The organism is Rubrivirga marina (assembly GCF_002283365.1).
Taxonomy (GTDB): Bacteria; Bacteroidota; Rhodothermia; order Rhodothermales; family Rubricoccaceae; genus Rubrivirga; species Rubrivirga marina.
This window is the reverse complement of sequence record NZ_MQWD01000001.1, coordinates 3,938,778-3,965,690: the sequence shown is the minus strand read 5'-3', so window position 1 is coordinate 3,965,690 and position 26,913 is coordinate 3,938,778. Positions and strand designations below refer to the sequence as shown.

Genomic DNA, 26,913 nt, shown 5'->3' with positions numbered 1-26,913 from the left:
AGGGGACGGACCGCCACACCAGACCGAAGCCCGGCGCGCAAAACTACTCGCGGGATCGCCGCGGGCCGGGCTTCGGTCGTACCCCTGCCCAGCATGGCAACTCGCAAGCAATCGTCCGACGACCCCACCACGGACCGCCCGGACGCGACCCTAGACTCCGCGACCGCCGCGGACGTAACCCCGGCCGACGATTTTTCTTCTCCGCCGTCGTCGCCCGAGGCGGACGCCGTCGTCGAGGCCGTCCGCGCGGCCGTCGCCGAGCTGGAGGGGCCGGAGGCCGCCGACGCCCTCGCCGAGCTCGTCCGCTCTCGCGTCGGCCCCCACGGCGTCGACGTCTCCCCGTGCGCAGCGCTCCGCGGCGTCCCCGTCCTCCTCGGCCGCGACCTCGCCGGCGCCGAGCCCGTGGGGCGGCTGGAGGACCTCGCCGACGTCGAGGCCACCCGCGCCGCGCTCCGCCGGCCGCTCCCGCCCTCCGTCGCCGCGGCGTTCGCCCGGCCTGCCGACGGCGCCGACCCCGCCCCGATCGCGCTCCCGGGCGGCGGCTCGCTCCGCCCCGACCCGGCCGTGCCCGGCGCGCTCGACGTCGTTCGGGGGCTCTACGACTCGGCCGCGGGGTTCCGGCTCCTCGACGTGGCCGGGGCGCCCTGGTCGCGCTCGACGTCGCCGCGCGTCGCGCTCCGCGAGCCCGACGGCGCGCTTTCGGCCGACGGCCGCGACGTCCCCGCCTCGGTCGTCCGCCACGTCGGCGCCGGCGAGGCCCTGTACCGGTGCCACCTGACGGGCCGGTACTTCGTCCTCCCGGCCCGCGCGCGAGTCCCCTGCCTGGAGTGGGACGCCCTCACGGGCAACCGTGTCGCGCCCCGAGTCCGGCCGGTCCTGCCCGCCCTGGTAGAGGCCGGCGCCGAGGCGGTCCGCCTTGCCCTCTGGCGCCGCCCGTTCCTCGACGTGTTGGAGGCGGCCGACCTCCTACTTCGGTCAGTCGAGGGGTTCGGGCTCGCCCTCTCGCTGGGCGACGCCGCCGTCCCGGTCGCTTGGCCCTCAGCGCCGGCCAACTGGCGCCAGCTGGAGGAGAAGTGAGAGGCGCCCCGACGACCGACCGCCCCTGGCCGACTGGCGCTGGGGTCGGTGGCTCGGCCCGTGCCCGCGTGCCGAGCGAGTGCGCCCGCCTCGATGGGACGCCGCCCGAGAACGCCCCGTGCGCGAACTGCGGCCGCGTGGTCGAGCCGACGTACCGGGCCCACAGCGCCCTGTGCTGCTCGGCCCGGTGCGCCCGCGTCGCCCGGAGCTACTTCCGCCGCGTGGCCACCGAGGCGGCCGGGGAGCAGCGGTGCAGCGGGTGCAGGGAGGTCCTCCCGCTGGAGGCGTTCGATGAACTCCACGTCGGCGCCGCCGTCCCGGTCTACCGCACGACCTGTCAGAGCTGCGCGCGAGCACCGTGAAGTATCCAAAACGGGGCTCCACGCTCCCTTAGGTTCGAGTCCGCCTTCCCCTTCGCCACATGGACACCGCAGCCGAATCGCCCGCAGAAGGTTCTCCTGCGTACCGGGTCCTGCGCGCCTCCCTGGATGGCGTTTCCAGCGAGATCGCTCACGAGTACCCGTTCTACTCGGACGCCCACGTCATCGGGGTGGCCTCGCAAGGCCCATTCGCTCTACTGAACCCGGCGCGCGGAGAGAAGAACCCTGCGGTCCCCGCCGTTTTCCTCCGCGTCGATTATCCCGGGCCTCGGTACATGACCGACCTCCCGAAGCCGGAAGGGAACGACCACTACCACGGTGGCGGGGTCGCAGAAGAGATAGCCGCCCTGACGTCGCTCGAGCTCGGCGTCCGGTTGAAGGCGGGCTCGATGACTAGGAGGTTCGAGAATGAAGAGGACCCGCGGGGGAACCCGTTCACATACGGCTCTTCTCTCCGGCCTGAGCCGAACCTGTTGTTGTCCCCGACGGGGCCGGTCATCCCCACGCTGCTCGATCGCGCCAAGCTCGATACCCGGCTGCTCTCTCGACTGGCTGCGCTCAGCGCCAGCGACTCGATCAAGCTCGCCCGGTGCGCTAGGCTCTATCAGGACGCTGTGTGGGTAGCGGACTCTACTCCGGAGCTTTCCTGGCTCCTCCTCGTGTCCGCCGTTGAAACCGCCGCCGTCCACTGGCGGACGGAGTCAGGCGACCCGTACGAAGCCGTTCGAAACTCCGGGAGCGAGCTCGTCTTGGCCGTCCGGGAGGCCGGTGGAGAGGTCCTGCTGAAGGACCTCGCCCCCTCGCTGGCCAAGCTGACTGGGGCCACGACCAGGTTCGTCAAGTTCCTCTTGGAGTTCGGCCCGCGTGCACCGACCGACGGACATGAAGTCCAAGGCGGATTCACCCGGCTCGACTGGAGCCGAAAGTCGCTCAGCGCCGTCTACAGTCGCGTCTATGACCTCAGGTCACGGGCCCTCCACGACGGGCACCCGTTCCCTTACCCGATGTGTGTCCCGCCGAGGCGGTTGGGGTCTACCGTAGCAGAGACCCCGTTCGTGACAGGTGCACTGGGCGCGTCGTGGGAGCTCTCCGAGGTGCCAATCCTGCTCGCCACCTTCGAGCGGATCGCCCGAGAGTCTCTTCTCAAGTATTGGCTTGGCAGGAAGCCCCCTCCAGGTGCCGCTTAGAGCCCATCGGGGTTGTACGTGCTCGCTGTGACGTGTCCGCGGACACACCGGCCGTCGGCCCGGGGTTACGTCGCCGCCCGCGGCGGGTCTACGGCCGCATGGACCGACCGACTGGACTCGACGACCGCGCCCGCGACGACCTCGACCGGATCGCCGACGAGATGGAGGCCGACGGCCTGCCAAGGTCGGCTGACCTCCTCCGCGTGATCGTCCACCCCGACCGGTGGCGCGAGTGGGAGATGGCCGGCGCCCGGACGGGCTTCGCCTGGGGCGTGGCCACGGGCGTAGGACTCACGCTGGCGGTGATGGCGTGGGCCTACGTCGTCCGCCAGGGGGCCGGCGGGTGATGTGTTCGCAGACACACCGAGGCGGACGGGGTTAGAAATCCCTCTCCTCGGGGTCTACGGGCAGTCCACCTCAACCCCGGCTCATGTTCACACCGCTCACTGCCTCCGACTACGCCCCGGCCATCAAAGGGAAGACGGGCGAGCTCTCCGCTCTCGCCGGCCTCGCCGAAGACGGCCAGGCCTCGCACGTCGTCCCGATCATCGAGCTCCCCCCGCCCGGCGACCGGGGGGAGAGGGCGGCGGACCGCGTCGAGTACTTCGGGAAGGTGGGCGAGCGGATCGGGCCCGTCGCCGGACGCCTCAACGGCTACTTCCTCGACGGCCGACTGGTAACGGACACGCTGGACGCCGAGTCGGCGCGGGCCCTCGTGTCCCACCTCCCGGAGGACCTCCTGCCCACCGTCGTGTTCTCGTCCTCCGTCCCGCCGGAGGGCGACTTGTTTGCCGATGTCGGGTCGGACGGCGCGGCCGTCCGGCTGAGAGACGAGGACTTCGACGGGGCCGTCGACCGACTCGTGCGCGCGACCGCCGAGCGCGCCGGGGGCTCCCATCGCCTCGACATCATCCTGGACCTCGGGACGGTGTCCCCGGACGAGCTCCGCCGGGAGGCCCGGGCCGTGCGCTCCCTCGTCTCGGACATCCCCCTGCTCGACGAGGCCCGCTCGTTCGTCCTCCTCGGTGGCGCCTACCCCCAGCCGCTCTCGCTCGACTCCGGACAGCGCGGGCGCTTCCCGCGGGCGGACTGGATCCTCTACAACGCCGTTCGGGGGAGCCTCCCTCGCCTGCCCACGTTCGGCGACTACGGCGTGACCGGCCGCGAGATCCCCGAGATGAAGAACCCCCGCGTCGCCCCGAAACTGGTCTACACGACGGGGGAAAGCTGGTACGTGGGGAAGGAGTCGAAGCAGAAGGGGAGCCCGGAGACGTACGGCCGGATCCGCAAGATCGCGGCCGACGTCGTCGCGCTCCCGGACTACAGGGGGAAGGAGTTCTCGCCGGGGGACCTCAGGATTTGGGAGTACGCGAACCCCGAGTGGACCGAGAACGACACGACCGGCAACGCGACCGAGTGGATCCAGGTCGCCTTCAGCCACCATGCGCGGCTGGTGCAGGAGCAGCTCAGCTCGGCGTAGCCCTCCAGTCCCCGCGTGCCTTGATCGTCTGGCGGACCTCGCGGGAGAGGTCCTCGATCGGCAGCGCCTCGGACAGCCGCTTGCAGACGAAGTACCTCGGTTTCGACCGGACTCCGCGGGCGCACCCCAGCCGGTCGAGCAGCTCGACCGCCTCGTCCCTCCACAGCAAGTGCGCGATCATCTCCGCGTCACGCTGGGGGTTCTGCTCGGGCGGTCGGATCCGGTCGATCAGCACGCCGGAAGCGCCCTCGCGCGCGACGCTGATCCCCCACCACTCGTCGACGTGGCTCTCGACCGTCACCTCGTGGGCCTCGCCTACGACCACGGTGATGAGGTCGAGGACCGCGTTGTACACCTCGGCCTGCTGGTCGAGGCGGGCGAAGGTGTCCCGGTCGCTCTTGATCTCGATCCCGTGGATGTGGCCGTTGAAGACGGCCAGGTCGACGCGCGCCCGGTGCTCGCACAGCCCCATCTCGTGGAACCAGAACCCGTCGGGGTCGCCGTCGATCAGCCCTGGGACGACGTCCCGAACCAGCGCGGCGCGGATGGGGGGGTCGGCGAGGCTCACGGATCGAAGATAGGCCGACCGGCGAGGGCCCGACGCGACGCTGGCCAGGACCGGCCCATGAGAAATCCGACTGCGAGGGAACGCGAGGTCCCGCGTCCTTCCGCAAAGTGGCCGAGATGTCGCGGGACGGCGGCCCCGAAGGCCCTGGGATGGCACCCGCCCGCACTACGTTGCCTCAACTGCCGTCCCCCCCGTGGCCCCGATCCCCCCGCACGCGAAGGTCTACAGCGGCGACGGGTTCCGCGTCGTCGAGGGAGACCTCCAGATGTTCGACCACGCGGCCCGGTCGGCGTCGCTCTTCTACGCATCGCGCTACGCCGACGGCGTCTCCGACGGCACGTTCTGATGACGGGGAGCAGTTCCTACGACCTCGTGAGCCCCGCCTCTCCCCACAGCTCGTCCACACCGTGACGGTGGGGACCAGATGCGCGCGCTGCGGCGGCCCGGCCCGGCCGCGGCGGAAGTACTGCGGCCCCGCGTGCCGGAGCGCAGACCGAGGTCACGGCCACCGGTGCGAGCGGTGCGGCGGCTTGTTCACGTCGACGAAGCGCCGCCAGCGGTTCTGCTCCCGGTCCTGCTACCTCGCCGAGGTGGAGCCCCCCGGGCTCACGTGCGGCTGGTGCGAGCGGGCGTTCCGCCGGCGCCGCGCCGATTGCACGTCGTTCTGCGCCCGCGAGTGCGTCCGCGACTGGCAGGCCTGGAAGGCAAAGCGGAGGGCGATGGTCCGGGCGCGGAACGACCACGCCCGCAGGCTCGGCCCGTGTGCCGAGTGCGGTCGGCCGTTCGTCCGCCGCCGGGGAGCGGTCTACTGCTCCGACGACTGCCGGGCCTCTGCCGACCGCCGGCGCGAGAGAGAGCGGACCGAGGCACTCCACGACCCGGACGAGCGCGCCTGCCGCGAGTGCCAGCGACCGTTCGTCCCGGCCTACGGGACGAAGCGACGCGTCTTCTGCTCCGACCGGTGCGCCCGCCGCCACTCCAACCGGGCGACGAAGGCGGCCCGCCGCGTGCGCCTCCGCTCGAACGGCCGCGAGGCGTTCGATCCGCTCGAGGTCCTCCGTCGCGACGGCTGGCGGTGTCAGGTCTGCGGGGAGCCGACGCCGGCCGAGCTCCGCGGTACGACGGTCGACCGAGCGCCCGAGGTGGCCCATGTCGTCCCCCTCGCCCTCAGCGGCGCGCACACCAGGGCGAACGTGCGGTGCGAGTGCCGCGCCTGCAACCGGGACCGGACGGCCAAGTCCATGCCCGAGCTCCTCCGAGCGGCCACGGCGTGAGGGGAGGGGCGTATCAAATCTCTAGGGCCCACAGGTGCGGGGACCGAGGGGGCGGTCAATTTTATCTACGGGCGGCAAACCGTCGGCCGTTTTTTGTAGCGATCCCACACCCGAACCGATTCCATGGGAGGCATAGGCTCCGGAGGCCATAACCGGAAGCGCGCGACGCTCCACAAGCTCCAGGGGACGTTCCGCGGCGACCGGCACGGCCGCTCCGAGAAGGTTGCCGGCGGCCCACCGGCCCAGGTCACCCCGCCTCGGTGGCTCGACGCCGAGGCCAAGCGGTTCTGGCGGAGGAACGCCCCGCTCTGCGTCGAGCTCGGAACCCTCGACGCGATCAACCAGCCGCTCTTCGAGAGGATGTGCGCGACGTGGTCGACGATCCGGGCGTGGGAAGGACAGATCGCCGAGGACGGCCCGACGGTCCAGATGGGCACGGGGTCGGTCAAGCCGCACCCGCTGATCGCCGCGAAGCAGAAGGAGGAGCAGGCGTTCGTCCGGCTGGCCGACGGGTTCGGGATCACGACGGCCGGCCGGAAGCGGCTTGGCCTCGATGGCGCGGAGGCCGACAGCGGCCAGTCGGAGCCGAACGCGTTCGCCCGGCTGGGCCCCGGCGCCCGAACTCGGGACGCTTCGGGAACTTGAGCACGACCGCAGTTGCCATGGGTAGCAAGAGACGCCGCCGTCTGGCTGGGGACCGCCTGGAGACCACGGCGAGGGGGGAGGCGGAACCGCGGCCGTTCGACCTCGCCTCGCCGCCTCGCCACCTGCCGCTCGACGAGGATGCCGAGCGGCTATGGCGGACACACGCGCCGGCAGCGGCCGAACGGGGGGACCTCGACTCGGCGACGATGATGAGCTTCTGCCTCCTGTGCACCCAGTGGAGCTCCGTCCGTAGCCTCCTCCGCCGTGCGCACGAGGCCGGCGACAGGGGGGGGCTCCTCACCGAGCAGGCGCGGGCGATGGTCCCGGACCTCATCGAGCAAGCCGAGGAGTGGTCGCTCGACGGCGCCGTCCGTGCCGACCTCGCCTCCACGGCCCCGTGAGCGCGCCAGGTTCTCTGCCCGTCGAGGACCTCGCCGAGGCCGTCGCGGTCGCGCTCGGCGACGACATCGCGCGCGCGCTGCTGTCGGGCGCCGTCGACATGGCCACGGGGACGGCCCGCGACGTCTCGCTCGAGCTCCTCGCGGACCGGCGGCCCATCGTCGTCGTGAGGAGGATCACGAAGGGTGCCCGCCTTGGGAGGGCGTAGAGGAGGGCTCGCACGCCAGGGGCTGGTCCCGGCGCCGCAACGAGTGTCGCCGTCTTCCCCGACAGCGCCTGCCTGGGAGCACCATTTTGGCGAGCCCGAGCAGTGCGCTACCCCGCGGTTGCTAGCTCTCGGCGATCTGCCTTAGCACATCGGCGAGCTCAGTGGGGACCATCCCGAATGATGCGATGAACGCCCTTAGCGCGTCTGGGCGGTACCCCTTCCCAAATGTGGCCTTCACGTGCGAGACGAGGTCTTTCCCTCGCTTGGTGTGGAGCCAGGCGGGCATTTCCACGGACTGCCCCGTCACGTAGTCGACGCGACGGCGCTCAGTCGTCGTAGGCCGGTCTGCCTCGTCCCAGGCCTCGAGCAGGGCGGCGGCGACGCCGTCGACGACAGCCTGGACTTGGGCCGAGGTCGCCTCGGCGATCGCCCCTTCTTTTCCCGCAAACGGCTCGAAACCGACGACGACGATGGGGGAGTGGTCCCGAGATAGAAACGCGGCGAGGATCGGTGGGTCGAGGAGGTAATTCTCGATCGCGTAGCGGCCGATGCGACGGACGCGTGGGTGGCCCGGGGTGTCGCCGTCGTCGTAATCGATAAGCCCAAAGACGTGGGGCGCGTCCATGTCGGACACCCACTCGATGACCTTGGCCCGGCCGCCCCCACCCGGGCGGTTCGTGTCCTTGTTCGCCCTGAGGAAGGCCAACCGACCACTAGGGAAGTCGAGGTCAGCGTTGGACTCCAGCACGCCGAGGACCGCCTCGTAGAACTCGACATCATCTTGGTCCTCAGTGAACACGTGCTTCGTCGATGGGCCGACGGTGACGATCCCCGTCGTGAGTTTGCTGACGGCCGCCCAGCGGTCCGCCGGCCTCTCTACGCGGCACCTCTTCATCACGAAGACCGACTCGTCCGGCGAGAGCGCGACGGTCGACGGCGAGTGCGTGGTGAGAATGACTCGGACCCCGTACTCCCCGACGATCCGGTCCCTGATGGAGTGTAGGACTCGCTCGGTGATCGAGGGGTGGAGGTGGGCGTCGGGCTCGTCGAGGAGAAGAAGACGGGGGAGGCCCCCTCCGTGACCGCCGGCGAAAAGGGCGCAGACGATCCCCAACAGCGTCCGCTCGCCGGAGGAAAGCATCGACGGGGTGACCGTGCCGTTCGGGGCCTCGAACGTGAGGGTGTAGGGGTCGTAGAGGGACGTCGAGGAGGGCGCGACGACTTTGTATGGGAAGCCGGCGGACTCCAACACTTCGTCGATGATCTCCCACGGTGGCCTCCCGACCGCGCGTGTAGCCGCTGCACGGTCCGTGCCGTGTGCTAGGAAGTGTCTGACGAGCGCGGCGCGGTATTGGAGAAACGCTATCTCGACCCCTCTCGCGGGGTCATTCATGTCCGTGAGAAGGCCCGGCGTTCGCACGATGGCGTTCAAGAGGTCCTCCTCAGAAAAGTCGTCCGACGGGTCCCCATCACTCCCAGCCAACCGGAGGCCTGATTCGGCGAGCCCGCGCATCATCCGCTCCGCTGCGTGGCGTTGGTCGCGATTGCCTCTATGGCGGGAGGCGTCCTCGAGGAGTCGCCGGACCGTCGCCGCGAGCCCGGCCGGCGGCGTCTCTGCCTGGCGGATCGTCTGGAACGCGTCCGCGACGAGCACCACGTCCTCTGGCCTCAGCCCTACCTCGACCGACCCGAACCACTCCTCCGTGAACCAAGGCGTGACCCCGTCGACTTGAAGAAGCGGGTTCGGGAGTCGAACCACCATCGCTTCGCGAGTGCGCTCAAGGGACTTCACCACGCTGTCCCGCGTCCTCCTGGCCATCGTGACGTCTCGGCCTGGGGCCCCTTGGGCCAGCAACCCGTTGAGGTTTGCCTCAGCGCGGTTGAGCTGATTTAGGTAGACATCCACGTTCCGTCTGGCTTCGTCGGCTCTCATCAAGCTGTCGACGCCTTCGCTGATCACAGATGCGCCTTCTCGGATGGCGCTCAGCAGGTGGCTCTTCCCGATCCCGTTCGGACCGGTGAGCACAGCGAAAGGGGGCACCTCCTCCCAGACGAAGTCCTTGATCGAGAGGTGCTCTCCGATGATCCGGATTGTCCAGGGGACTCTGGCGGTTGCGTCCTCATCGCCCGTTGGTTGGGCTGTCTCGTCGGCCATGTTCAAGGCGCTCTGGAATGGGAGGGGCCGCACATTTCCGCGCCGTTCCGCGCGGGCTCGTCCGAAATGTGTCCGAACAGCCCCGAGGCCGGCCCAGAGGTATAGGGTTGCCGAAACCGAAAAACCGGCCCTCCTGACAGCAGGAGGGCCGGTTTCGGCGGGGTGGAGCTAAGCGGATTCGAACCGCTGACCTCCTCAATGCCATTGAGGCGCTCTACCAACTGAGCTATAGCCCCGGAGGTCGCCGCTTCGTGGGCGACGGGCGGCCAAGATAGGGGGGTGCCCGCCGGCCGGTCAATGGAGCGGGCGCGAAGACGATCCGCCCGCCTCGGCCGCCCGCTCGGAGGGCTCATAGCTTCGGCCGACCCAGCCGCTCCGCCCGTGCCCGACCTCCCGATCCACGTCGCCAAGTTCGGCGGCACCTCTGTCGGCACGCCCGACCGCGTCCGCCGCGTCGTCGAACTGGCGACCGGCGCGGACACCGCCGGGCACCGGCGCGTCGTCGTGTCGTCGGCGTTCGGGGGCGTCACGGACCGGCTGCTCGCGGCCATCGACGCGGCCGTGGCGCGGACGGGCGCGCACCGGCAGATCCTCCGGGAGGTCCGCGAGCGGCACGAGGCGGCCCTGGTCGCGCTGGCGCCCGAAAGCGAGCGGGAGGCGCTCCGCGAGCGGCAGGACACCCTGTTCACCGAGCTCGGCGAGCTCCTGTACGGCGTCTACCTCCTGCGCCAGTGCGACGCCCGGTTCAAGGACGCGATCGTCTCGGCGGGGGAGCGCGCGTCGGTCCCGCTCGTGGCCGCCGCCTTCCGCGCCGCCGGGCACGCGGCCGTGGCCCTCGACGCGACCGGGTTCGTCCGCACCGACGACGCGTTCGGTGAGGCCGCCGTCGACTTCAAAGAGACCGGTCGCCTCACGCGCGCCGCGCTCGACGAGGTTCCGGAGGACGCGGTCGCCGTCGTGACCGGCTTCGTGGCCTCCACCGACGACGGCGTGACGACCACGCTCGGCCGCTCCGGCTCAGACTACACCGCGACGATCCTGGCCGGCGCGCTGGGCGCCGTCGAGTGCGTCATCTGGACCGACGTCGACGGCGTCCTCTCGGCCGATCCGCGCGTCGTGCCGGACGCGTTCTCGCTGCCGCGGCTGAGCTACCAGGAGGCCGCCGAGCTGGCCCACTTCGGCGCGAAGGTCCTCCACCCCCGCACGATGCGCCCGCTCCTGCGCGAGGGCGTCCCGCTGCGGATCAAGAACACGCTGCGGCCCGAGGCGCCCGGCACCGAGATCGGCCCGGCCGACCCCGACGTCCCACCCGCGATTCGCGCCGTCACCGCGATCCGCGACGCCGCGCTCGTCCGGGTCGACGGCGCGTCGTCGCTCGAAGTGCCGGACCTCGCGCGGCGGATCTTCGCCCCCCTCGCCGAGGCGGGGCTCCCCGTCTCTCTGGTGGCGCAGGCCTCGGCCGAGGGGAGCATGGGGCTCGCCGTCCGCCAGGCGGACGCCGACGCGGTGGTCCGCCTCCTGGAAAAGGCGCTCGCGCGCGAGATCGAGCGGGGCGACGTCCGTGGCGTCCGCGCCGAGGCGGGCGGGGCCGTCGTGGCGGCCGTCGGGTCGGGGATGCACGGGGCGGCCGGCCTCGCGGGCCGCTACTTCGCCACGCTCGCCCGCGCCCACGTCAACGTCCGCGCCGTTGCGCAGGGCGGAGGGGACCACGTGATCTCGGCCGTCGTCGCCGACGCCGAGGCCGTCCAGGCCGTCTCGGCGCTCCACGAGGCGTTCGCGATGCGCCGGCTCCGGACGCACCTCGTCGTGGTCGGCGCGGGCATGCTGGGGCGGCGGCTCCTCGCGCTCCTCGACGCGCAGATCCCCGGCCTCTTGGGGGCCGGCGTCAACGTCGTGCTGGCCGGCGTCGCCGACAGCCGGCACCTCCTCTGGGACGCCTCCGGCCTCGACCCCGCGACGGCCGCCGACCGCGTGGCGGAGGGCGACCCCGCCGGCCTCGACGCGCTATCGGACCGGATCACGTCGGCCCGGCTCGAACGGCTCGTCGTGGTCGACGCGACGGCCAGCCCCGACGTCGCCGCGCGGCACGCCGGCTGGCTCCGGGCCGGCGTCGCCGTCGTAACGCCGAACAAGGAGGCGACGGGCCGCTCGGCGGAGGGCTGGGGCGAGGCGCAGGCGGCGTCGCGAGCCGGCGAGGCCCCGTACCTCTACGAGGCGTCGGTCGGCGCCGGCCTCGGCATCGTCGGGCGCCTCCGCGACCTCGTGCGGACGGGCGACCGGGTGCAGGAGATCGAGGGCGTCCTCTCGGGGACGCTGTCGTTCGTGATGAACCGGATGCGCGACGGCGCGGCGTTCTCGGAGGCCGTCGGCGCCGCGCGCGAGGCCGGCCTCACCGAGCCCGACGTCCGCGACGACCTCTCGGGCCGCGACGTGGCTCGCAAGCTGGCGCTCCTCGCCCGCGAGGTCGGTCTCGACGTGTCCGCTGCGGACGTCGCCCTCGAGAGCCTCGTGCCCGACGGCCTCGACGAGGTCCCGCTCGCCGAGTTCTGGCGCCGCCTCCCCGACGCCGACGCCGGCTGGCGCCGGCGCCTCGCCGAGGCGGGCGAAGGCGAGGTCCAGTACGTCGCTCGTCTCGGGGCCGACGGCGCGATCCGGGCCGGCGTCGAAGGGGTCCGCGCCGAGGCCGGCTCGCTCCTCGCGGCGCTCCGCGCGAGCGAGATCGCCGTCGTCGTCCACACGGCGCGGACGGGCGACTTCCCGATCTTCTTCCAGGGGCCCGGCGCCAGCGCCGACGTCACGGCCGCCGTCGTCCTCGCCGACGTGGTCCGCGCCGCGGAGGCCATGCGGTAGCTACGGGCGGAAGCGGTAGACGGCTCGGGCCGTCCGGGTCGCGCGGAGCCCGCCCGACTGCCCGGCGACGGTTCCTTGCGACACCGGCTCGCCGTCGACGAACAGTTGGGCGGTCATGCCCGCCACGTCGCCCGAGGCGGTCAGCTCCGACTCCAGCGAGTAGATATGGTCCCGGTTCCGCGACATCGTCACGTTGATGGACCACGGGAGGTCGACGGGTCCAAGCGCGCCGTTGCGTCCGTCGGCGCCCGTGAAGCGGATCGCGTCGGCCTCGTAGGCGCCGTACTCCGCGGTGGGGACCACACGGTACGTCAGGATGAACGTCGTGTCGGCCGGGACAACGCGCGGCGGGCGCTCCTCCGTCGTGTCGCACGCGCCGAGGCCGAGCGCCAGCAAGAGCGCGAGGGCCGACGGACGGAAGGAGCGCGGCCTCATGGGCGGTACCGCCACGTGGCGCGGGCCGTCCGGGTCCGGTTGAGCCCGCCCGGCTCGCCCGGCACGACGCCCTGCGAGACCGGCTCGCCATCGACCGTGAGGGTCGCGATCATCCCCGTCACGTCGCCGCCGACCGTCAGCTCCGCCTCCAAGTAGTACACGCGGTCCACGTCGACCGGCGCCTGGACGTTGAGCTGCCACGGGAGCGACACGTTGCGCAGCTCCCCGACCGCGCCGTCCTCCCCGACGAACCGGAGGACGTCGACCGTCGGCGCGCCGAGCTCGGGCGTCGGGCGGACGCTGTAGCTGAGGGTGAACTCGGTGGGCGGCGGGATGTCGCGCGGTGGGCGCTCGTCGTTCGAGTCGCACCCGATGACGAAGACGCTGAGCAGCAGGAGCGAGAGGAGACGGGACATGGGAGAGGGGATGGGCCCTCGAAACCTCGGCCCAAACGGCCCGTCGGTCCAGCCCATTCCGAGGGACCCCCCCGGCCTCGGTCGCGTTCCGGGCCCCCTCACCGACTCCACCCCTATGCGCATCGCCCTCGCCGGCACCGGGCGGATGGGCCAGGCCGTCGAGGCCGTCGCCGCTGAGCGCGGCCACGACGTCGTCGCCCGGTTCGACTCCGAGACCCCGCTCCTCGACGCCCGCGACGACGCGGCCCTCCACGGCGCCGAGGTCGTCGTCGACTTTTCCGTCCCGGACGTCGCGCTCGACCAGATCCACCGCTACTGCTTCTGGGGCGTCGACGCCGTGATCGGGACGACCGGCTGGACGGACGAGATCGACACCGTGCGCGGCTGGGTGGAGGAGGGGCAGAACGGGGTCCTCTGGGCGCCGAACTTCTCGCTCGGACTGGCGCTCGTCTCGCGCGCTCTCGCCGGGCTCCTCCCGCTCCTCGACCGGCTCGACGAGTACGACGCAGCGGTCCACGAAGTCCACCACACGGGCAAGCTCGACAGCCCGAGCGGCACGGCCCTCCGGCTAGCGGGGGAGCTGCGCGACGGGCTCGGGCGGAAATCACGAATCGAGACCGAGACCCAGCACGGCGCCATCGACGCCGACGCGCTCCACGTGACGAGCCAGCGCCTCGGGCGCGTCCTCGGCGAGCACACGGTCGCGCTCGACAGCGACATCGACCAGATCCGGATCGTCCACACGGCTAAGAGCCGGCGGGCCTTCGCCCTCGGCGCCGTCCGCGCCGCCGAGTGGGTCACGGGCCGCCAGGGGCTGTTCACGCTCGACGACATGATCGAGGATTCAGAGGGATAGGAGAGGGGGGACGGAGGGATGCGGAGCCGTTCGGTGGCTCTCGCGTTTGCCCCCCCCCTCGCTCCCGCATACCGAATCCCTCTGCCCGCCATGGGTCCCGACCGCCAGCCGCTCTTCCGGGGGACCGCCCCCGCCCTCGTCACGCCGTTCACCCCCGGCGGCGACGCGCTCGACGAGTCCGCCCTCCGCGCCCTTATCGACTTCCAGATCGAGGGGAGTCCCCTCGGCGGTGAGGCCTTCGACGGCGTCGAGGCCCTCGTGGTGCTCGGCACGACCGGCGAGAACCCGACCGTCGCCGACGACGAGCGGCGCCGGCTCGTGGACCTCGCCCTGGAGCACACGGCCGGGCGCGTCCCGGTCATCGTCGGGACCGGGACCAACTCGACGGCCCACTCGGTCGAGTACTCCCGCCAGGCCGCCGAGGCCGGCGCGGACGGGCTCCTCGTCGTCGGGCCGTACTACAACAAGCCGACGCGGGAGGGCGTGCTCGGCCACGTCGCGGCCATCGCCGACGCGACCGACTGCCCCATCGTCCTCTACAACGTGCCGGGGCGGACGGGCTCGAACCTCACGGCCGAGACGACGCTCCGCATCGCCGAGACCGTTCCGTCGGTCGTCGGCGTGAAGGAAGCGAGCGGTAACCTTAACCAGATCGCCGACCTCATCGCGGGCGTGCCCGACGGCGTCGCGGTCTACTCCGGCGACGACGACCTCTCGTTTCCGACGGTGTGCTTGGGGGGCGACGGGCTCGTGTCGGTCATCGCCAACACGGCGCCGGGGCCGGTCGCGGAGATGATCCGACGGGCCCTCGAGGACGACGTGGCCGGCGCGCGCCGGCTCCACTACGCGCTCCTCGACGCGATGCGGGCGAGCTTTTTCGAGTCGAACCCCGCGCCGGTCAAGGCCGTCCTCGCCGCGCAGGGCCGGTGCGAGCCGGCCCTCCGCCTCCCACTCGCGCCGCTCACCGCCGGGGCCCGCGAGCGCGTCCTCGCCGCCTACGCCGATCTTGTCGAGGCCGGCACCCCCCACACCGCCTGATGCCCTACCGCCCCGACATCGAGACCACGCTCGCCCGCTTCGCCGACGCCTGGAACACCGACGACCCGGACCGCCGGTGGTCGCTCGTCCACTCGTGCGCGGCGGGTGAGGTGACCTACCTCGGGCCCGCATCGCCCCGGCCCGTCGAGGGCCAGGCGGCGCTGGCGGCGTTCCTCGGCCTCCCGGACGACGAGCCGAGTGACGAGCCGCCGCACGTCGAGATCGGCCCCATCGATCTCCTGCACGACTGGGTCCGCGCCGCGTGGCGGCGGACCGCCGGCGAGGAGGCCAGGACCGGCCTCCTCGTCGCTCGCGTCGACCGCGAGCACCGACTCGTCGAGATCCTCCACTTCGTGGACTGACGCCGCTTCACGGCGGGAAATGGGGGCTGCGAAACGGGAACGGGCAGATGGCCCGTCCATCGGTCTCCCTCTGCCATTTCTCCGTTCCCCATCTCCCTTTTTCCTCTCCCCATCCCATGCCTGACCTCGACGCCCTCCGCTCCGACATCGACCGCCACGCCGAGTCGCCCGGCCCCGCCGCGCGCGACGCCTTCGAGCGGCTGCTCGACGCGCTCGAAGCGGGCGAGGTCCGCGCCGCCGAGAAGGGCGACGACGGGACGTGGACGGCCAACGCGTGGGTCAAGCGCGGCATCCTGCTCGGCTTCCGCCTCGGCGAGATCGTCGATCAGTCCGTCCCGGGCTTCGCGTTCTTCGACAAGGACACGTACCCGACGCAGCCGGTCGGGCTCGACGGCGGCGTGCGGATCGTGCCGGGCGGGTCGACGGTCCGCCGCGGGTCGTACCTCGCGCCGGGCGTCGTGTGCATGCCGCCGATGTACGTCAACGTGGGCGCCTACGTTGGGAGCGGGACGATGGTGGACAGCCACGCGCTCGTGGGGAGCTGCGGTCAGATCGGCGAGCGGGTCCACCTCAGCGCCGCGGCCCAGGTCGGCGGCGTGCTCGAGCCCATTGGGGCCGCGCCGGTCGTGATCGAAGACGACGTGTTCGTCGGCGGCGGGTGCGGGATCTACGAGGGGACGGTCGTCCGGGAGGGCGCGGTCCTGGCGGCCGGGGTCATCCTCACGCGCTCGACGCGGGTCTACGACCTCGCCAACGAGACGGTCCTGCGGGCCACCGAGGCGGGGCCGCTGGAGATCCCCGAGGGCGCCGTCGTCGTGCCCGGCAGTCGCGCCGTCGACTCCGACTTCGGGCGGGCGCACGGGTTGAGTCTCTCGGCCCCGTGCATCGTCAAGTACCGCGACGCCTCGACCGACGCCTCGACGACGCTGGAGGACGCGCTCCGCTAGCCCGGCCCGCCTCGGCGTCGAGGCGGACCTAGCCGCGGACGCGGAAGAGCGAGCCCGCCAGCGCCACGACGGCCGTGTAGAGCGCGCCGCCGAGCCACAGCCCGAAGACCAGGAACGGCGTCCGCGTGCCGACGTCGAGCGCGAGGACGATCGTCATCAGCCCGTTGTGGACCACGGCCACGACGAGGGCGCCGAGAAACGCCTGGGCCGGCGAGAGCCGGAGGTTGTCGCCCTGCTCCGACTGGAAGAGGCCGATGACGAAGCCCATCAGCGTCTTGAGGACCGTGTTGAGGCCCATCACGTCCGGCGTCACGAGGAAGTCCATCGCCAGCCCGGCGCCGAACCCGGTCACCGCGCCCGCCACACGCCCGCGGCGGAGGGCGACGTAGGCCACGTAGAGGAGAACCACGTCGGGCCAGACGTCCCAGAGCCGGAGGTTGCTCAGGAGCCATTGAACGAGGACCACGACCAGGCCCAGGGCGACCTGGCGGAGGACGTACGGCATGCGGAGGGGCGGGGGAGAGGGGCCCGGAAGCTACGCGGGCCGGGGCCTACGGTTCACCCCCGCGCCCGGTCCCACCCGCTTCGCGGCCGCCGACTCGCTCCGCCTCGGCGCCGAGGCGGGCGGACCTGGGCCGGCCTGGTGCGCGTGCTCCGCCAGTGGAAGCGTCAGCGGTGCACTGCTACTCCTCGTCGGCCGGGACGCGGCGGCCGGTGGCGAGGGCGCGGACGATGGCGTCCTGGGCCTGCGCGATCCGCCCCCCGCTCGTCGTGTAGTTGTTGGTCATGAGCACGAACACGTAGGGCGTCCCGCCCGGTCCGTCGACGTAGCCGGCGAGGCAGCGGACGGCCATCAGCGACCCGGTCTTCGCGCGGACGGGCACGCCGCTCAGCCGGTTGCGCAGCGTCGAGCCCGCGCCGCCGCCCTCGGGGAGCGAGCTCCGGAAGGACGCGCCGGCCGGGTGGGTCCGCATGACGCGGAGGAGCGCGGCGAGCGACTCCGGCGTGACCATGTCCTTGCGGGAGAGGCCCGAGCCGTCGGCGAGGTAGAGCCCCTCGGCGTCGGCCCCGGCCGCCTCGATGAAGGCCTCGACCCGGTCGGCTCCGCCCTCGGTCGTGCCGCCGCCGAACGTCCGGAAGAGCTGCTCGGCGTAGAGGTTGTCGCTCTCCCGGTTCGTCCGCTCCACGATGGCGTCGAGCGTGGGCGAGACGTAGGCGCGGAGCGGCTCGGCGCCGTCGTAGCGCGGCTTCCGGTCGGTGTCGTCGACGTCGACGCGCTCGGCGCGGGACACGTCGATGCCGGCCTCTCCCAGCGCCTGCGCGAAGGCGTGGACCGCGAAGAGCGTCGGGTTGGCGACGGGCACGCGGAGCGTCCCGCGGTAGCCGCTCGGCACGCCGCCGCGGAGGACGAACGTGTCGGTCCCGAGCGTCCGCTCGACGTCGAGCCGGCCGCCGCCCGAGCGCGTCACGACGTCGCCCGTGACCGTCGCGAAGCCCGGCGGGTCGGACTCGAAGCTCGGCCGCTGGCCCGGCGACGTCCCGGCGATCCGGACGTTGACGAGGTTGTCGCCCCAGACGAGCCCGCCGGACGCGGGCGCGTAGCTCTCCGTCGCGATGTGGGTCACGTCCCAGCCCTCGCCGTAGCGCGCGTCCTCGAACACGTCGTCGTCGCCGATGAGGCGGCCCTCGACCCGGCGCACGCCCGCCTCGGCGAGCGCCTCGGCCCAGTCCTCCAGCGGGTCGCCCTGCCCCTCGCTCCCGAACGTCGGGTCGCCGGAGCCGCGGATGACGAGGTCGCCCGTGAGCGTCCCGTCGGGGCGGATCTCGCCGAAGTGGTAGAGCCGCGTCGTGTAGCGGAACGTCGGGCCGAGCCGGTCGAGCGCGACGGCCGTCGTGAACAGCTTGAGGTTCGAGGCCGGGAGAAAGTTCTTGTCAGCGTTCCGGCTGAGGACCACCCGGCCGTCGCGCGCGTCGCGGACGACGAGCCCCCAGAAGGCCGTCGGGAGGTCGGGGTCGGCCAGGATCTCGTCGATCGCGGCGAGGGTCTCGGCCTCGACGCCGTCGACGTCGGCGCGGGATGGCGTCGCCAGCCAGAGGACGGCCACGACGGCGAGCAGGAGGGAGGCGGCGAGCGCGCGGGCGCGGGGCATCGGGCGGGCGGTGGGGGACGGGACGCCAACGCGCGCAAGCTAGCCGTGGTGCTCGTCGCGCTGGCGGAAATGGAAACGGGACCGGGCCAAGGCCGGTCCCGGGCGCCCCCTCCTCAGACCGCGCCGCCGAGGCGGGCTTCCAGATCCTTCCAGTAGCGACGGCTCGCCCGGACTTCCGTCCCGTCGCGCAGCCTCACCTTCGCGTCGCCGGCCGCCGTCAGCTTTACGTCCCGGACCCGGTCGACCTGGACGATCGCCGAGCGGTGGATCCGGACGAAGTGGCGTCCGTCGAGGCGCTCTTCCAAGCCGGAGAGCGTCTCGCGGAGGAGGTGTGTCTGCGGGCCGACGTGTAGCGCGACGTAGTCGCCCGCGGCCTCGGCCCAGTCGACGGCCGCCGTCTGGACGACGACGAGGCGCGTGCCGGAGCGGACGAGGAGGCGGTCGGCGGGCTCGGGGCGGTCCCGCTCGTCGAGGAGGCCGCGGAGGGAGGCGGCGAGGTCCGGTCGCCCGCAGAGCGAGCGGGCGCGGTCGAGGGCGCGGGCGAACCGGGCGTCGTCGTACGGCTTGACGAGGTAGTCGACGGCCGCCGCGTCGAAGGCCCGGAGCGCGTGGTCGTCGAAGGCCGTGACGAACACGGTCGCCGGCATGGCCTCGGGGCCGACGGCCTCGACCACGCCGAACCCGTCGAGGTGCGGCATCTGGACGTCGAGGAACACGAGGTCCGGTCGGAACCCGCGGATCGCGTCGACGGCCTGGCGCCCGTCGGCGGCCTCCCACGTGAGGTCGACGTCGTCGACGCCGTCGAGGAGCAGGCGGACCGTCTCGCGAGCCAGCGGCTCGTCGTCGGCAACGAGGGCGCGGAGCGTCATGGCGTCCGGTGGGGGAGGGTGACCTCGGCGACGGCCCCGCCGCCGGCCCGCGGTCGGAACGTGAGCGTCGCGTCGTCGCCGTAGAGTGCCTCCAGTCGCGCCCGCGTGTTCGACAGGCCGACGCCGGTCCCGTGCGTTCCCCCGCTCGGGCCGGGCCCGTCGTCCTCGACGCCGAGGCGGACCCGGTCGGCCTCGACGTGGGCGCGGACGGTGAGCGTCGCGGGGTCAGAGTGCGAGGCGACCCCGTACTTGACGGCGTTCTCGACGAGCGGCTGGAGCACCCACGCCGGCACGAGCGCGGCGCGGGCCTCCGCCTCCACGTCCCACGTCACGGCCAGCCGGTCGCCCACGCGGACCGCTTCGAGCGCGAGGTACCGCTCCAGGACGTCGAGCTCGCGGGCCAGGGGGACCTCCGTCGCCCCGTCGGCCTCGAAGCTCGACCGGAGGAGGTCGCCGAGCTGGCCGAGCATCGTCACGGCCCGGTCGGGCTCGCCCATCCGCACGGTCGCCCCGACGGCGTGGAGCGCGTTGAACAGGAAGTGGGGGCGGACCTGCATCCGGAGCGCGCGGAGCTCGGCGAGGGCGAGGTCGGCTTCGAGGGCGGCCTCGCGGCGCTCGCGCTCGCGGGCGCGGCCGGCGGCCAGGAGCGCCCACGTCGCGGCCACGACCAGGCCGTAGGCCACCACGTTGACGGGGAAGCGGAGGGCGTAGTGCGTCTCGAACGTCCCCCACGTCCAGTCGCTCGGGAGGCCCGCCAGCCGGAACGCCGCGACGTTCCCGAGCGCGTGGACGGCCAGCGCGGCGGCCGCCCCGACGATGTGTGCGCCGACGACCTGCCAGACGGGCGCGGTCCCCGGCTCGACGCGCGCCGCGAGCCAGACGACGGGCGGCGTCAGGAGCGCCCAGAGGACCCAGTTGGGGAGCGTCGTCCAGAGCGCGGCGTGCCAGGCGATGGGCTCGCCAGCGAGCGTCTGCTCGATCGAGATCTGGCCGAGCGCGATGACGGCCGGGACGGCCCACAGCGCCGCGACGGCGAGCGCCGCGCGGGCGAGGGGCCAGGGCGCCGGCTGCACCGGGGCCGCGCGGGGGACCGAGACGGAGGGGGCGGAGGCCGGAAACGCCATGAGCCCAAGATGATGCGCCCGGGCCCCCGGTTCCTACGGCCGGGCCTGAACCTCCAGCTGTCCCCGCCTCGACGCCGAGGCGGGCGGGCTCAGGCGCGGACGACGCTCCGGTCGTCTTCCGTGACGCGGACGTCGGTCAGGTCGCCGTGGACGTCGATGAGCGCTTCGAGGCGGGCGCTGGCGCGGAGGAGCTGGCGCGAGAAGGCGTCGGGCGAGTCGGCCCGCCCGAGCACGAGGTCGATGACGAGCAGCGCGAACGAGAGCGGGACCAGGAAGGCGGCGATGAGGCTCGCCAGCCACAGCCGCAGGTTGTACGTGACGACGGCAGAGATGAGGGCGGCGCGGGGTCCGGGCATGAGACGGGCGGGAGGCGAGGGGCGTGTGCCTCTACGGGCCGCCCGCCGGGCGTGTTACGCCGCCCCGAACCCGCGCGCGGCCCGCTCGACCTCGTCCTGGAACAGCCGGAACCACGGCGTGTAGCGGTCGGGGCGTGCCTCGACGTCGGCGCGGAGGACGTCGGCCTCGGCCCAGTCCCAGCCGGAGACTTCAGCGGCGGCCGGGACGGGCTCGCCGTCGAACCTCCCGACGAACACGTGGTCGAACTCGTGCTCGACGAGCCGCTCGGGCCCGACGAGTTCGGCGCGGTAGACCCGGGCGAACGCCGGCTGGAGCAGGCAGCGGACGCCCATCTCCTCGTCGAGGCGGCGGCTGGCGGCGCTCAAGGGCGCCTCGCCGGGGCGCGGGTGCGTGCACGCGGTGTTCGACCACAGGCGAGGCGAGTGGTACTTCCCGTCGGCCCGACGCTGCAGGAGCCACCGGCCCCGATCGTCGAACAGGAACACCGAGACCGCCCGGTGGAGCCGCCCGTCCCGATGGACCGCCAGCTTCTCCGCCGTCCCGACCTCTCGGTCGGACGGGTCGACGAGGACGACGCGCTCGCGGGGCAGGATCTCGCTCATAGCCGAAGGATGCGGTGGGAGCCGGGCGGAGCGCGTCAGGCGTCTCCGGACTCGACCCGGACGCGATCGACGTCGTCGAAGGATAGGGCCAACGTCCCGTCGCGCTCGATATGGCGCTCGAGGTCGGCCGGGACGCGGATGAGGTCGACGGGCGCACGCCTCGGCCGGCCGTCGAGGGCCTTTCGGAGGATGGCCTCGTGGGGTGCCAGCCGCTCGTCCCAGCGGGCGAGCGCGACGTGCGTGTCGGGGAACCGCCGGAACAGCGACGCCCACTTCGGCGCCGACACCTTCCCGGCCTCGCCCCAGAAGACGGGCTCGGGGTCGCCGTAGGCCAGCCCGCCCGGCGGCGGTCGGAGCGCGACGAGGTCCGGCTTGTACGCGTCACCGATGCCCACCTCGACGCGGACGTTGGGGTAGGCGGGCCGGTAGAGCACCCACAGCGCGGCTTTCATCAGGACGTGCTCGATCGACTCGCCGCGCTTTTTGACGAGCACGAGCTTCTCGCCGTCGGCCGGCGAGCGGACGGTGAGCGTGCGGCGGAGAGCGAGGTCGGAGGGCACGACGCGTGTTCGCGTGCAGGGCGGGCGGCGTTCCGCGGGCCGTTTGGGTGCCGTGCCCTGCCCAGGTATTCTGAGGCGTCGTCGAGGTGCGACTCCCGTCTTGTATCTGCACCACGGTCACGTACGCGAACGTCGTGCAGGACGATGGCTCCGTGTTCGAGTACGGCGCGCGCTACCCGGTGGCGACCGATGAGCAGGTCGAGACAGGCGCCCTCACGGTTTCCGCGTTTCCCAACCCGAGCGCCGGACCGCTGACGGTCGCCGTCGACGCCCCGCAGGCCACGGACGTGACGCTGGAGGCCCTTGACGCGCTCGGCCGCCGCGTGTGGCGCGAGTCCCTCCGCCTCGGCGTCGAGGTGGGGCGGGTCACGGTCGATGCGAGCGGGTGGGCGCCGGGGCCCCACGGCGTCCGTGCGACGAGCGGGGGGAATCCGCGACAGCGACGGTGATCCGCCGGTCGCGCTAGAGCGTCGCCTCCTCCGGGGCCCCGCTGTGGACGAGGAGGACGGTCCCGGCCGCCGCCGCGAGGGCGTCGAGGTCCTCGCCATACGCCTCGGCCGAGGCCGCGTCGGGCCGTTGCATGCCGAGGACCGTCAGGTCGGCTTCGGCGCTGTGCTCGGCGACGAGGTCGACGAACGGTCGGTCCCGGTCGGCGCGGACGATCACGGCGACCTCGGCCTCGACGCGGACGGCGTCGAGGAGCGCCACGGTCTCTTCGCGGACCCGCTCGACGGCGTCCTCCCGCCCGACCACCCGGAGCACGCGGAGCCGCGCGCCGTCCCAGTCGCGGTGGCGCCGCGCGAGGTGGGCCAGGAGCAGCATGAGGTCGCCGTTGCCGCCCCGTCCGCCCCACCACACCTGGATCGTCCGGCGGTCCCCGAAGCCCCGGGCCTCGTCGACGCGGAGGAAGAGGACCGACTTGCCGAGATCGGCGAGGTCGCGGAGCACGCGCAGGAGCAGGGCCCGACCGCCCGGCGTCCCGCTCCACCCCATCAGCACCGTGTTGGCCTCCAGCCGCCCGACGCCGTGGGACTGCGCGACGGCCACGGCGCCGGACGCGAAGTCGGAGACGATCTGGGCCTCGGCGAAGGCCGCCATCTGGTGCTCGCGGATGTACGTCCGGATCCGCTCGCGGGCTGTCTGCCGGAGCCGCGGCTTGTTGGGGTCGCCCGCGGCGCCCGTGAGGAGCTGGCTGAAGGTGACGACGCCGCGCCCGAGGCTGAGCCAGTCGGCCAGCGCCACGAGGCGCTCGCGGTTGTGGGGCTGGCCCGTGAACACCATGAGGTTCGGCCGCCAGTTGCGCGGGTCGGGCGCCCGCTGCTCCAGCTTGAGGAGGGCGAACCGCGCCAGCGACGTCCACACGCCGCTCCGGACGTCGCCCCAGGCCTCGACGGTCTCGCGCCGCCGGAGCCAGAAGTAGATCCCGTACGTCACCACGATGGCCGCGACCGTCGCCGGGGCGTTGATGAGGAACATCGCCCCGTAGCAGCCGAGCGCGCCGAGCGCCGGGACCACGACCGGGACCGCGAACCGCGGCCGGAAGCTCGGGTTGTCGACGACCTTCTCGATGGCCGCCACGAGGTTGACCATCCCGTACGTGTTCAGGAAGAACATCGTGATGACCGGGGCCACGGCGTCGATGTCGCCCGCCCAGATCACGCCGACGGCGACGGCGCCCGTGAGCAGGACGGCCGCGCGCGGCTCGGTCGGGCTCCCGAGGCGCGAGGCCATCCACTTCGGGACGACGCGGTCGTTCGAGACGGCCTCCAGCGTCCGCGGCGCGGCGAGGACGCTGCCGAGCGCGCTCGACAGGGTGCTCGCGGCCACGCCGGCTAGGATCAGGATCGGGAACGCGGCGATCTCGCCCATCGCCCCCGTGTTCGAGATGAGCTCCTCCGGCGAAAGGTGCGTCGCGAACCACACGGCCGCGGCCACATACACCGTCGCCGTCACGAGGATCGAGGCGATCGTCCCGTACGGGATGCTCTTCGACGGGTCCTTGAGGTCGCCCGAGAGCGAGATCCCGACCTCGATCCCGGTCACGGCCGGGAAGAACACGGCGAACACGACCCAGAACGAGACGCCGTCGGTGTAGCTGGCCGCCGTGTTCGCCGGCTCGATCGAGCCCCACCCGCCCGCGAAGAACGACACGAGCGCGGCGACGAGGACGGCCAGGATCCCGAACTGGATCTTCAGCGCGAAGTCGGCCCCGACGTAGGCGACGACGACGAACAGGAGGGCCACGCCGGTCGCCAGGAGCTGGGGGTCGATCGCCGCCAGCGCCGGCACCATCGACATGGCCTCGACGAACCCGATGATGTAGAACGCGACGGAGATCGCCTGCGACAGGTACAGCGGGATCCCGACGGCCCCGCCGATCTCGAGCCCCAGCGACCGCGAGATGAGGTAGTAGTTGCCGCCCGCCCGGACGTCCATGCTCGTGGCGATCGACGAGAGCGAGAGCCCGGTCAGCAGCGAGATCGCGTTCGCCAGCCCGATGATGGCGAGCGCGCCCCACAGCCCGGCCTGTCCCACGACCCAGCCGGTCCGCAGGAAGAGGATGATCCCGAGGATCGTGAGGACGTTCGGCGTGAACACCCCGGCGAACGTGCCGAAGCGCGCCGTGGCGGTCGCGGGAGCCTCGCGGTCGGCCATGCGAGAGAGGGGAGGGGGCCGGAGGGTAGCGCCGTCAGGGCCGCGGTGGGGCGGCGGGGTCCTGGACGGGCCGGTGTGCGTCAGAGCCAGCCCTTCCGGCGGAAGACCCCGAACATCACGAGCGCGACGGCCAGCATGAGCCCCCACGCGAACGGGTACCCGTAGAACCAGTTGAGCTCGGGCATGTTGAGCGGCGACGCCTCGGGGTTGAAGTTCATCCCGTAGACGCCGGCGATGAACGTGAGGGGGAGGAAGAACACCGAGATGATCGTGAGCACCTTCATGACCTCGGTCAGCCGGTTGCTCACCGCCGAGAGGTGGAGCTCGACAAGCGAGGCGAGGATCTCGCGTGCCGATTCGATCAGCTCGATCGTCCGGACGGTGTGGTCGTACACGTCGCGGAGGTACGGGTCGATGGCGTCGGTGACGAACGGGTGGTCGGCCCGCTCCAGCGCAGCGACGACGTCGCGGAGGGGCCAGATCGAGCGGCGCAGCGCGATGACCTGGCGGCGGAGCCCGGTGATGTCGCGGAGGCGGTCGGCGTTGGGGCGGGCGGTGAGGTCGTCTTCGACGTCCTCGATGTGCTCGCCGAGGCCTTCGAGGATCTCCATGTAGTGGTCCACCACGACGTCGATGAGGGCGTAGGTGAGGAAGTCGGCCCCGTGCTTCCGGATGACGCCGCGGCCCTCACGGAGCCGCTGCCGGACCGGCTCGAACACGTCGCCCTCCTTCGACTCCTGGAACGAGAGCACGAAGCCCTCCCCCACGACGAGGCTGACCTGCTCGGCCTCGATGCGGCGGGCGTCGTGGTCGTAGTGCATCATCTGGAGCACGACGTAGACGTACCCGGGGTACTCCTCGAGCTTGGGCCGCTGGTCCGGGCTCACGATGTCCTCGAGGGTGAGGGGGTGGAGCCCGAAGCTGGCCCCGAGCCGCTCGACGAGCGCGACGTCGTGGACGCCGTCGACGTCGATCCAGCTGACGGTCCGGGCGTCGCGATAGCGGTCACAGGCGTCGACGGTCGCCGGGCCCTCCTCCAGGCGATCGGCGTCGTAGTCGATCACGTGGATCTGGACGGGGCCCGCCCCCTCATCCCCTTCGTAGACGAGCATCCCGGGAGCCGCGCCGGGCGCTTTCTTCCGAGGACGAAGGCGGCGCTGGGCCTTGCGGAGGCTACGGGGACCGGTGGGGAGGCGCATGGACGGCGGTGAGGGCGGCGACGCGGCCGGCGCCCGAGGCCGCCCGCGCCCGGAAGCTCGCACCCCTCGCGCACGGCCGGCACACAACGGGGCGGCCCCTCCAGGGAGCCGCCCCGTCTCGGGAGCCGACAGAGGGGGCCAGCGCGGCTAGGCCTCGTCCTTCGGGAGGTTCTGGTAGGCCTCGATGACCTCGCGGACGTGGGCGCCGGAGGCCTGCATGTCGGAGGCCTCCTTCTCGTTGAGGTCGAGCTCGACGATCTCCTTGATGCCGCCCTTGCCGAGCTTCACCGGGACGCCGATGAACAGGTCCTCGAGCCCGTACTGGCCCGTGACCCAGGCCGCGGCCGGGAGCACGCGGTTCGAGTCCTTGACGACGGCCTCGACCATCTCGGCCGCGCCGGCGCCCGGGGCGTACCACGCCGACGTGCCCATGAGGCCGACGATCTCGCCGCCGCCCTTCTTGGTCCGCTCGATGATCTCGTCGAGGCGGGCCTCGTCGATGAGGTCGGTCACCGGCTGGCTGCCGATCGTCGTGAAGCGCGGGAGCGGCGTCATCGAGTCGCCGTGGCCGCCGAGGAGCATCGCGTTGATGTCGCGGACCGACACGCCGAGCTCCATCTTCAGGAACGCCCGATAGCGCGCCGTGTCGAGCACGCCGGCCATGCCCATCACGCGCTGGCTCGGGAAGCCCGACTCCATGTACGCCACGTAGGTCATGACGTCGAGCGGGTTCGAGACGACGATGAGGATCGTGTCCGGGCTCTTCTCGACGACCTGGCGGGTCACCGACGAGACGATGTCGGAGTTGACCTTGAGGAGGTCGTCGCGGCTCATCCCGGGCTTGCGCGGGAGGCCGGCCGTGATGACGGTGACGTCGGAGCCCTCGGTGATCCCGTAGTCGGCCCCGCCCTCGATGACGGTGTCGAACCCGTGGATCGGGGCGGCCTCCATGAGGTCGAGGGCCTTGCCCTGGGCCACGCCTTCGTTGATGTCGATGAGGGCGATGTTCTGGACGATGTCCATGCGCGCGACGCACTCGGCGACGGTCGCGCCGACGTTGCCCGCGCCTACCACGGTGAGCTTCATGTCTTGGGAGGGGGAGGGGAGAAGGACGGAGATG

General features: G+C 72.4%; 30 protein-coding genes and 1 tRNA gene. 16 read left to right on the top strand and 15 right to left on the bottom strand.

From position 1 onward, the window contains the following. Positions 1–93: 93 nt before the first annotated feature. The 5 genes from BSZ37_RS16895 to BSZ37_RS16875 all read left to right on the top strand — a co-directional run bounded on the left by BSZ37_RS16895 (position 94) and on the right by BSZ37_RS16875 (position 4,124). Positions 94–1,077 carry a hypothetical protein gene (locus tag BSZ37_RS16895; protein WP_095511680.1) on the top strand — a complete coding sequence of 328 codons (984 nt, stop codon included), beginning with the start codon at positions 94–96 and terminating at the stop codon, positions 1,075–1,077. Between the two features lie 68 nt (positions 1,078–1,145). Beyond that, entirely contained in the window at positions 1,146–1,439 is a 294-nt protein-coding gene (locus BSZ37_RS16890) for a hypothetical protein (protein WP_095511679.1), read from the top strand. A 59-nt stretch (positions 1,440–1,498) separates the two neighbouring features. Then, positions 1,499–2,644: a hypothetical protein gene (locus tag BSZ37_RS16885; RefSeq protein WP_095511678.1), complete on the top strand. Its 1,146-nt coding sequence runs from the start codon at positions 1,499–1,501 to the stop codon at positions 2,642–2,644. Between the two features lie 98 nt (positions 2,645–2,742). Beyond that, positions 2,743–2,991 (top strand): hypothetical protein, encoded by a 249-nt coding sequence (locus BSZ37_RS16880; RefSeq protein ID WP_095511677.1) that lies wholly within the window; start codon positions 2,743–2,745, stop codon positions 2,989–2,991. Between the two features lie 83 nt (positions 2,992–3,074). Beyond that, positions 3,075–4,124 (top strand): beta family protein, encoded by a 1,050-nt coding sequence (locus tag BSZ37_RS16875; RefSeq protein ID WP_095511676.1) that lies wholly within the window; start codon positions 3,075–3,077, stop codon positions 4,122–4,124. Here the strand turns inward: BSZ37_RS16875 and BSZ37_RS16870 are convergent. Continuing rightward, positions 4,111–4,692 (bottom strand): sce7726 family protein, encoded by a 582-nt coding sequence (locus BSZ37_RS16870; RefSeq protein WP_095511675.1) that lies wholly within the window; start codon positions 4,690–4,692, stop codon positions 4,111–4,113. The genes BSZ37_RS16875 and BSZ37_RS16870 overlap by 14 nt on opposite strands. Before the next feature lie 193 nt (positions 4,693–4,885). On the opposite strand from BSZ37_RS16870, the gene BSZ37_RS22180 reads away from it, so the two are divergent. The 5 genes from BSZ37_RS22180 to BSZ37_RS16850 all read left to right on the top strand — a co-directional run bounded on the left by BSZ37_RS22180 (position 4,886) and on the right by BSZ37_RS16850 (position 7,218). Next, on the top strand, positions 4,886–5,038 hold the full coding sequence (locus tag BSZ37_RS22180) for a hypothetical protein (RefSeq protein WP_179299716.1): 153 nt from the start codon (positions 4,886–4,888) through the stop codon (positions 5,036–5,038). Positions 5,039–5,222: 184 nt separating this feature from the next. Next, positions 5,223–5,966, top strand: a complete 744-nt coding sequence (locus tag BSZ37_RS22175; RefSeq protein WP_179299715.1) for an HNH endonuclease — start codon at positions 5,223–5,225, stop codon at positions 5,964–5,966. Positions 5,967–6,089: 123 nt separating this feature from the next. Next, on the top strand, positions 6,090–6,611 hold the full coding sequence (locus BSZ37_RS16860) for a phage terminase small subunit P27 family (protein WP_095511673.1): 522 nt from the start codon (positions 6,090–6,092) through the stop codon (positions 6,609–6,611). A gap of 209 nt (positions 6,612–6,820) precedes the next feature. Beyond that, positions 6,821–7,012 carry a hypothetical protein gene (locus BSZ37_RS21615; RefSeq protein WP_143537700.1) on the top strand — a complete coding sequence of 64 codons (192 nt, stop codon included), beginning with the start codon at positions 6,821–6,823 and terminating at the stop codon, positions 7,010–7,012. Beyond that, a complete protein-coding gene (locus BSZ37_RS16850; protein WP_095511671.1) occupies positions 7,009–7,218 on the top strand; it encodes a hypothetical protein in 210 nt (69 codons plus the stop codon). The genes BSZ37_RS21615 and BSZ37_RS16850 overlap by 4 nt, the downstream gene beginning before the upstream one ends. 121 nt (positions 7,219–7,339) lie before the next feature. Here BSZ37_RS16850 and BSZ37_RS16845 read toward each other — a convergent pair whose 3' ends face one another. After that, positions 7,340–9,373 carry an AAA family ATPase gene (locus BSZ37_RS16845; RefSeq protein ID WP_095511670.1) on the bottom strand — a complete coding sequence of 678 codons (2,034 nt, stop codon included), beginning with the start codon at positions 9,371–9,373 and terminating at the stop codon, positions 7,340–7,342. 163 nt (positions 9,374–9,536) lie between these two features. After that, a tRNA-Ala gene (locus BSZ37_RS16840) sits at positions 9,537–9,609 on the bottom strand. A 145-nt stretch (positions 9,610–9,754) separates the two neighbouring features. Between BSZ37_RS16840 and thrA the strand changes: the two genes are divergently transcribed. Further along, positions 9,755–12,223, top strand: a complete 2,469-nt coding sequence (gene thrA, locus BSZ37_RS16835) for a bifunctional aspartate kinase/homoserine dehydrogenase I (RefSeq protein ID WP_218830542.1) — start codon at positions 9,755–9,757, stop codon at positions 12,221–12,223. Here thrA and BSZ37_RS16830 read toward each other — a convergent pair whose 3' ends face one another. Together BSZ37_RS16830 and BSZ37_RS16825 are read right to left on the bottom strand one after the other, a co-directional pair. Beyond that, positions 12,224–12,658 carry a hypothetical protein gene (locus BSZ37_RS16830; protein ID WP_095511668.1) on the bottom strand — a complete coding sequence of 145 codons (435 nt, stop codon included), beginning with the start codon at positions 12,656–12,658 and terminating at the stop codon, positions 12,224–12,226. Beyond that, complete coding sequence (locus BSZ37_RS16825) at positions 12,655–13,074, bottom strand: hypothetical protein (protein WP_095511667.1); 420 nt, start codon at positions 13,072–13,074, stop codon at positions 12,655–12,657. Before BSZ37_RS16825 ends, BSZ37_RS16830 begins: the two co-directional genes overlap by 4 nt. Before the next feature lie 115 nt (positions 13,075–13,189). Between BSZ37_RS16825 and dapB the strand changes: the two genes are divergently transcribed. The 4 genes from dapB to BSZ37_RS16805 all read left to right on the top strand — a co-directional run bounded on the left by dapB (position 13,190) and on the right by BSZ37_RS16805 (position 16,277). Beyond that, positions 13,190–13,930 carry a 4-hydroxy-tetrahydrodipicolinate reductase gene (gene dapB / locus BSZ37_RS16820; RefSeq protein ID WP_095511666.1) on the top strand — a complete coding sequence of 247 codons (741 nt, stop codon included), beginning with the start codon at positions 13,190–13,192 and terminating at the stop codon, positions 13,928–13,930. Between the two features lie 90 nt (positions 13,931–14,020). After that, complete coding sequence (gene dapA / locus BSZ37_RS16815) at positions 14,021–14,968, top strand: 4-hydroxy-tetrahydrodipicolinate synthase (RefSeq protein WP_095511665.1); 948 nt, start codon at positions 14,021–14,023, stop codon at positions 14,966–14,968. After that, a complete protein-coding gene (locus BSZ37_RS16810) occupies positions 14,968–15,330 on the top strand; it encodes a hypothetical protein (RefSeq protein WP_095511664.1) in 363 nt (120 codons plus the stop codon). The genes dapA and BSZ37_RS16810 overlap by 1 nt, the downstream gene beginning before the upstream one ends. A gap of 116 nt (positions 15,331–15,446) precedes the next feature. Next, positions 15,447–16,277 carry a 2,3,4,5-tetrahydropyridine-2,6-dicarboxylate N-succinyltransferase gene (locus BSZ37_RS16805; RefSeq protein ID WP_095511663.1) on the top strand — a complete coding sequence of 277 codons (831 nt, stop codon included), beginning with the start codon at positions 15,447–15,449 and terminating at the stop codon, positions 16,275–16,277. Positions 16,278–16,305: 28 nt separating this feature from the next. Here BSZ37_RS16805 and mreD read toward each other — a convergent pair whose 3' ends face one another. The 7 genes from mreD to BSZ37_RS16770 all read right to left on the bottom strand — a co-directional run bounded on the left by mreD (position 16,306) and on the right by BSZ37_RS16770 (position 21,939). Continuing rightward, positions 16,306–16,782, bottom strand: coding sequence for a rod shape-determining protein MreD (mreD, locus tag BSZ37_RS16800; protein WP_095511662.1), 477 nt, complete (start codon positions 16,780–16,782; stop codon positions 16,306–16,308). A gap of 178 nt (positions 16,783–16,960) precedes the next feature. Then, a complete protein-coding gene (gene dacB / locus BSZ37_RS16795; RefSeq protein WP_095511661.1) occupies positions 16,961–18,427 on the bottom strand; it encodes a D-alanyl-D-alanine carboxypeptidase/D-alanyl-D-alanine endopeptidase in 1,467 nt (488 codons plus the stop codon). Positions 18,428–18,540: 113 nt separating this feature from the next. Continuing rightward, the gene (locus tag BSZ37_RS16790) at positions 18,541–19,296 is read right to left on the bottom strand and encodes a LytR/AlgR family response regulator transcription factor (protein ID WP_095511660.1); all 756 of its coding nucleotides are present in this window, start codon (positions 19,294–19,296) and stop codon (positions 18,541–18,543) included. After that, the gene (locus BSZ37_RS16785; RefSeq protein WP_179299714.1) at positions 19,293–20,369 is read right to left on the bottom strand and encodes a sensor histidine kinase; all 1,077 of its coding nucleotides are present in this window, start codon (positions 20,367–20,369) and stop codon (positions 19,293–19,295) included. Before BSZ37_RS16785 ends, BSZ37_RS16790 begins: the two co-directional genes overlap by 4 nt. A gap of 140 nt (positions 20,370–20,509) precedes the next feature. Continuing rightward, positions 20,510–20,776: a hypothetical protein gene (locus tag BSZ37_RS16780; protein WP_095511658.1), complete on the bottom strand. Its 267-nt coding sequence runs from the start codon at positions 20,774–20,776 to the stop codon at positions 20,510–20,512. 54 nt (positions 20,777–20,830) lie between these two features. Continuing rightward, the gene (idi, locus tag BSZ37_RS16775; protein ID WP_095511657.1) at positions 20,831–21,379 is read right to left on the bottom strand and encodes an isopentenyl-diphosphate Delta-isomerase; all 549 of its coding nucleotides are present in this window, start codon (positions 21,377–21,379) and stop codon (positions 20,831–20,833) included. A gap of 35 nt (positions 21,380–21,414) precedes the next feature. Beyond that, the gene (locus BSZ37_RS16770; protein ID WP_095511656.1) at positions 21,415–21,939 is read right to left on the bottom strand and encodes a hypothetical protein; all 525 of its coding nucleotides are present in this window, start codon (positions 21,937–21,939) and stop codon (positions 21,415–21,417) included. An 86-nt stretch (positions 21,940–22,025) separates the two neighbouring features. Between BSZ37_RS16770 and BSZ37_RS16765 the strand changes: the two genes are divergently transcribed. Then, positions 22,026–22,388: a T9SS type A sorting domain-containing protein gene (locus tag BSZ37_RS16765; RefSeq protein WP_143537699.1), complete on the top strand. Its 363-nt coding sequence runs from the start codon at positions 22,026–22,028 to the stop codon at positions 22,386–22,388. A gap of 13 nt (positions 22,389–22,401) precedes the next feature. Here BSZ37_RS16765 and BSZ37_RS16760 read toward each other — a convergent pair whose 3' ends face one another. From BSZ37_RS16760 to mdh, 3 genes are all read right to left on the bottom strand, one after another. Continuing rightward, a complete protein-coding gene (locus BSZ37_RS16760; RefSeq protein WP_095511654.1) occupies positions 22,402–24,594 on the bottom strand; it encodes an APC family permease in 2,193 nt (730 codons plus the stop codon). Between the two features lie 80 nt (positions 24,595–24,674). Continuing rightward, entirely contained in the window at positions 24,675–25,706 is a 1,032-nt protein-coding gene (gene corA, locus BSZ37_RS16755; RefSeq protein WP_218830541.1) for a magnesium/cobalt transporter CorA, read from the bottom strand. A 234-nt stretch (positions 25,707–25,940) separates the two neighbouring features. Beyond that, positions 25,941–26,879 (bottom strand): malate dehydrogenase, encoded by a 939-nt coding sequence (mdh, locus tag BSZ37_RS16750; RefSeq protein WP_095511652.1) that lies wholly within the window; start codon positions 26,877–26,879, stop codon positions 25,941–25,943. Between the last annotated feature and the right edge of the window lie 34 nt (positions 26,880–26,913).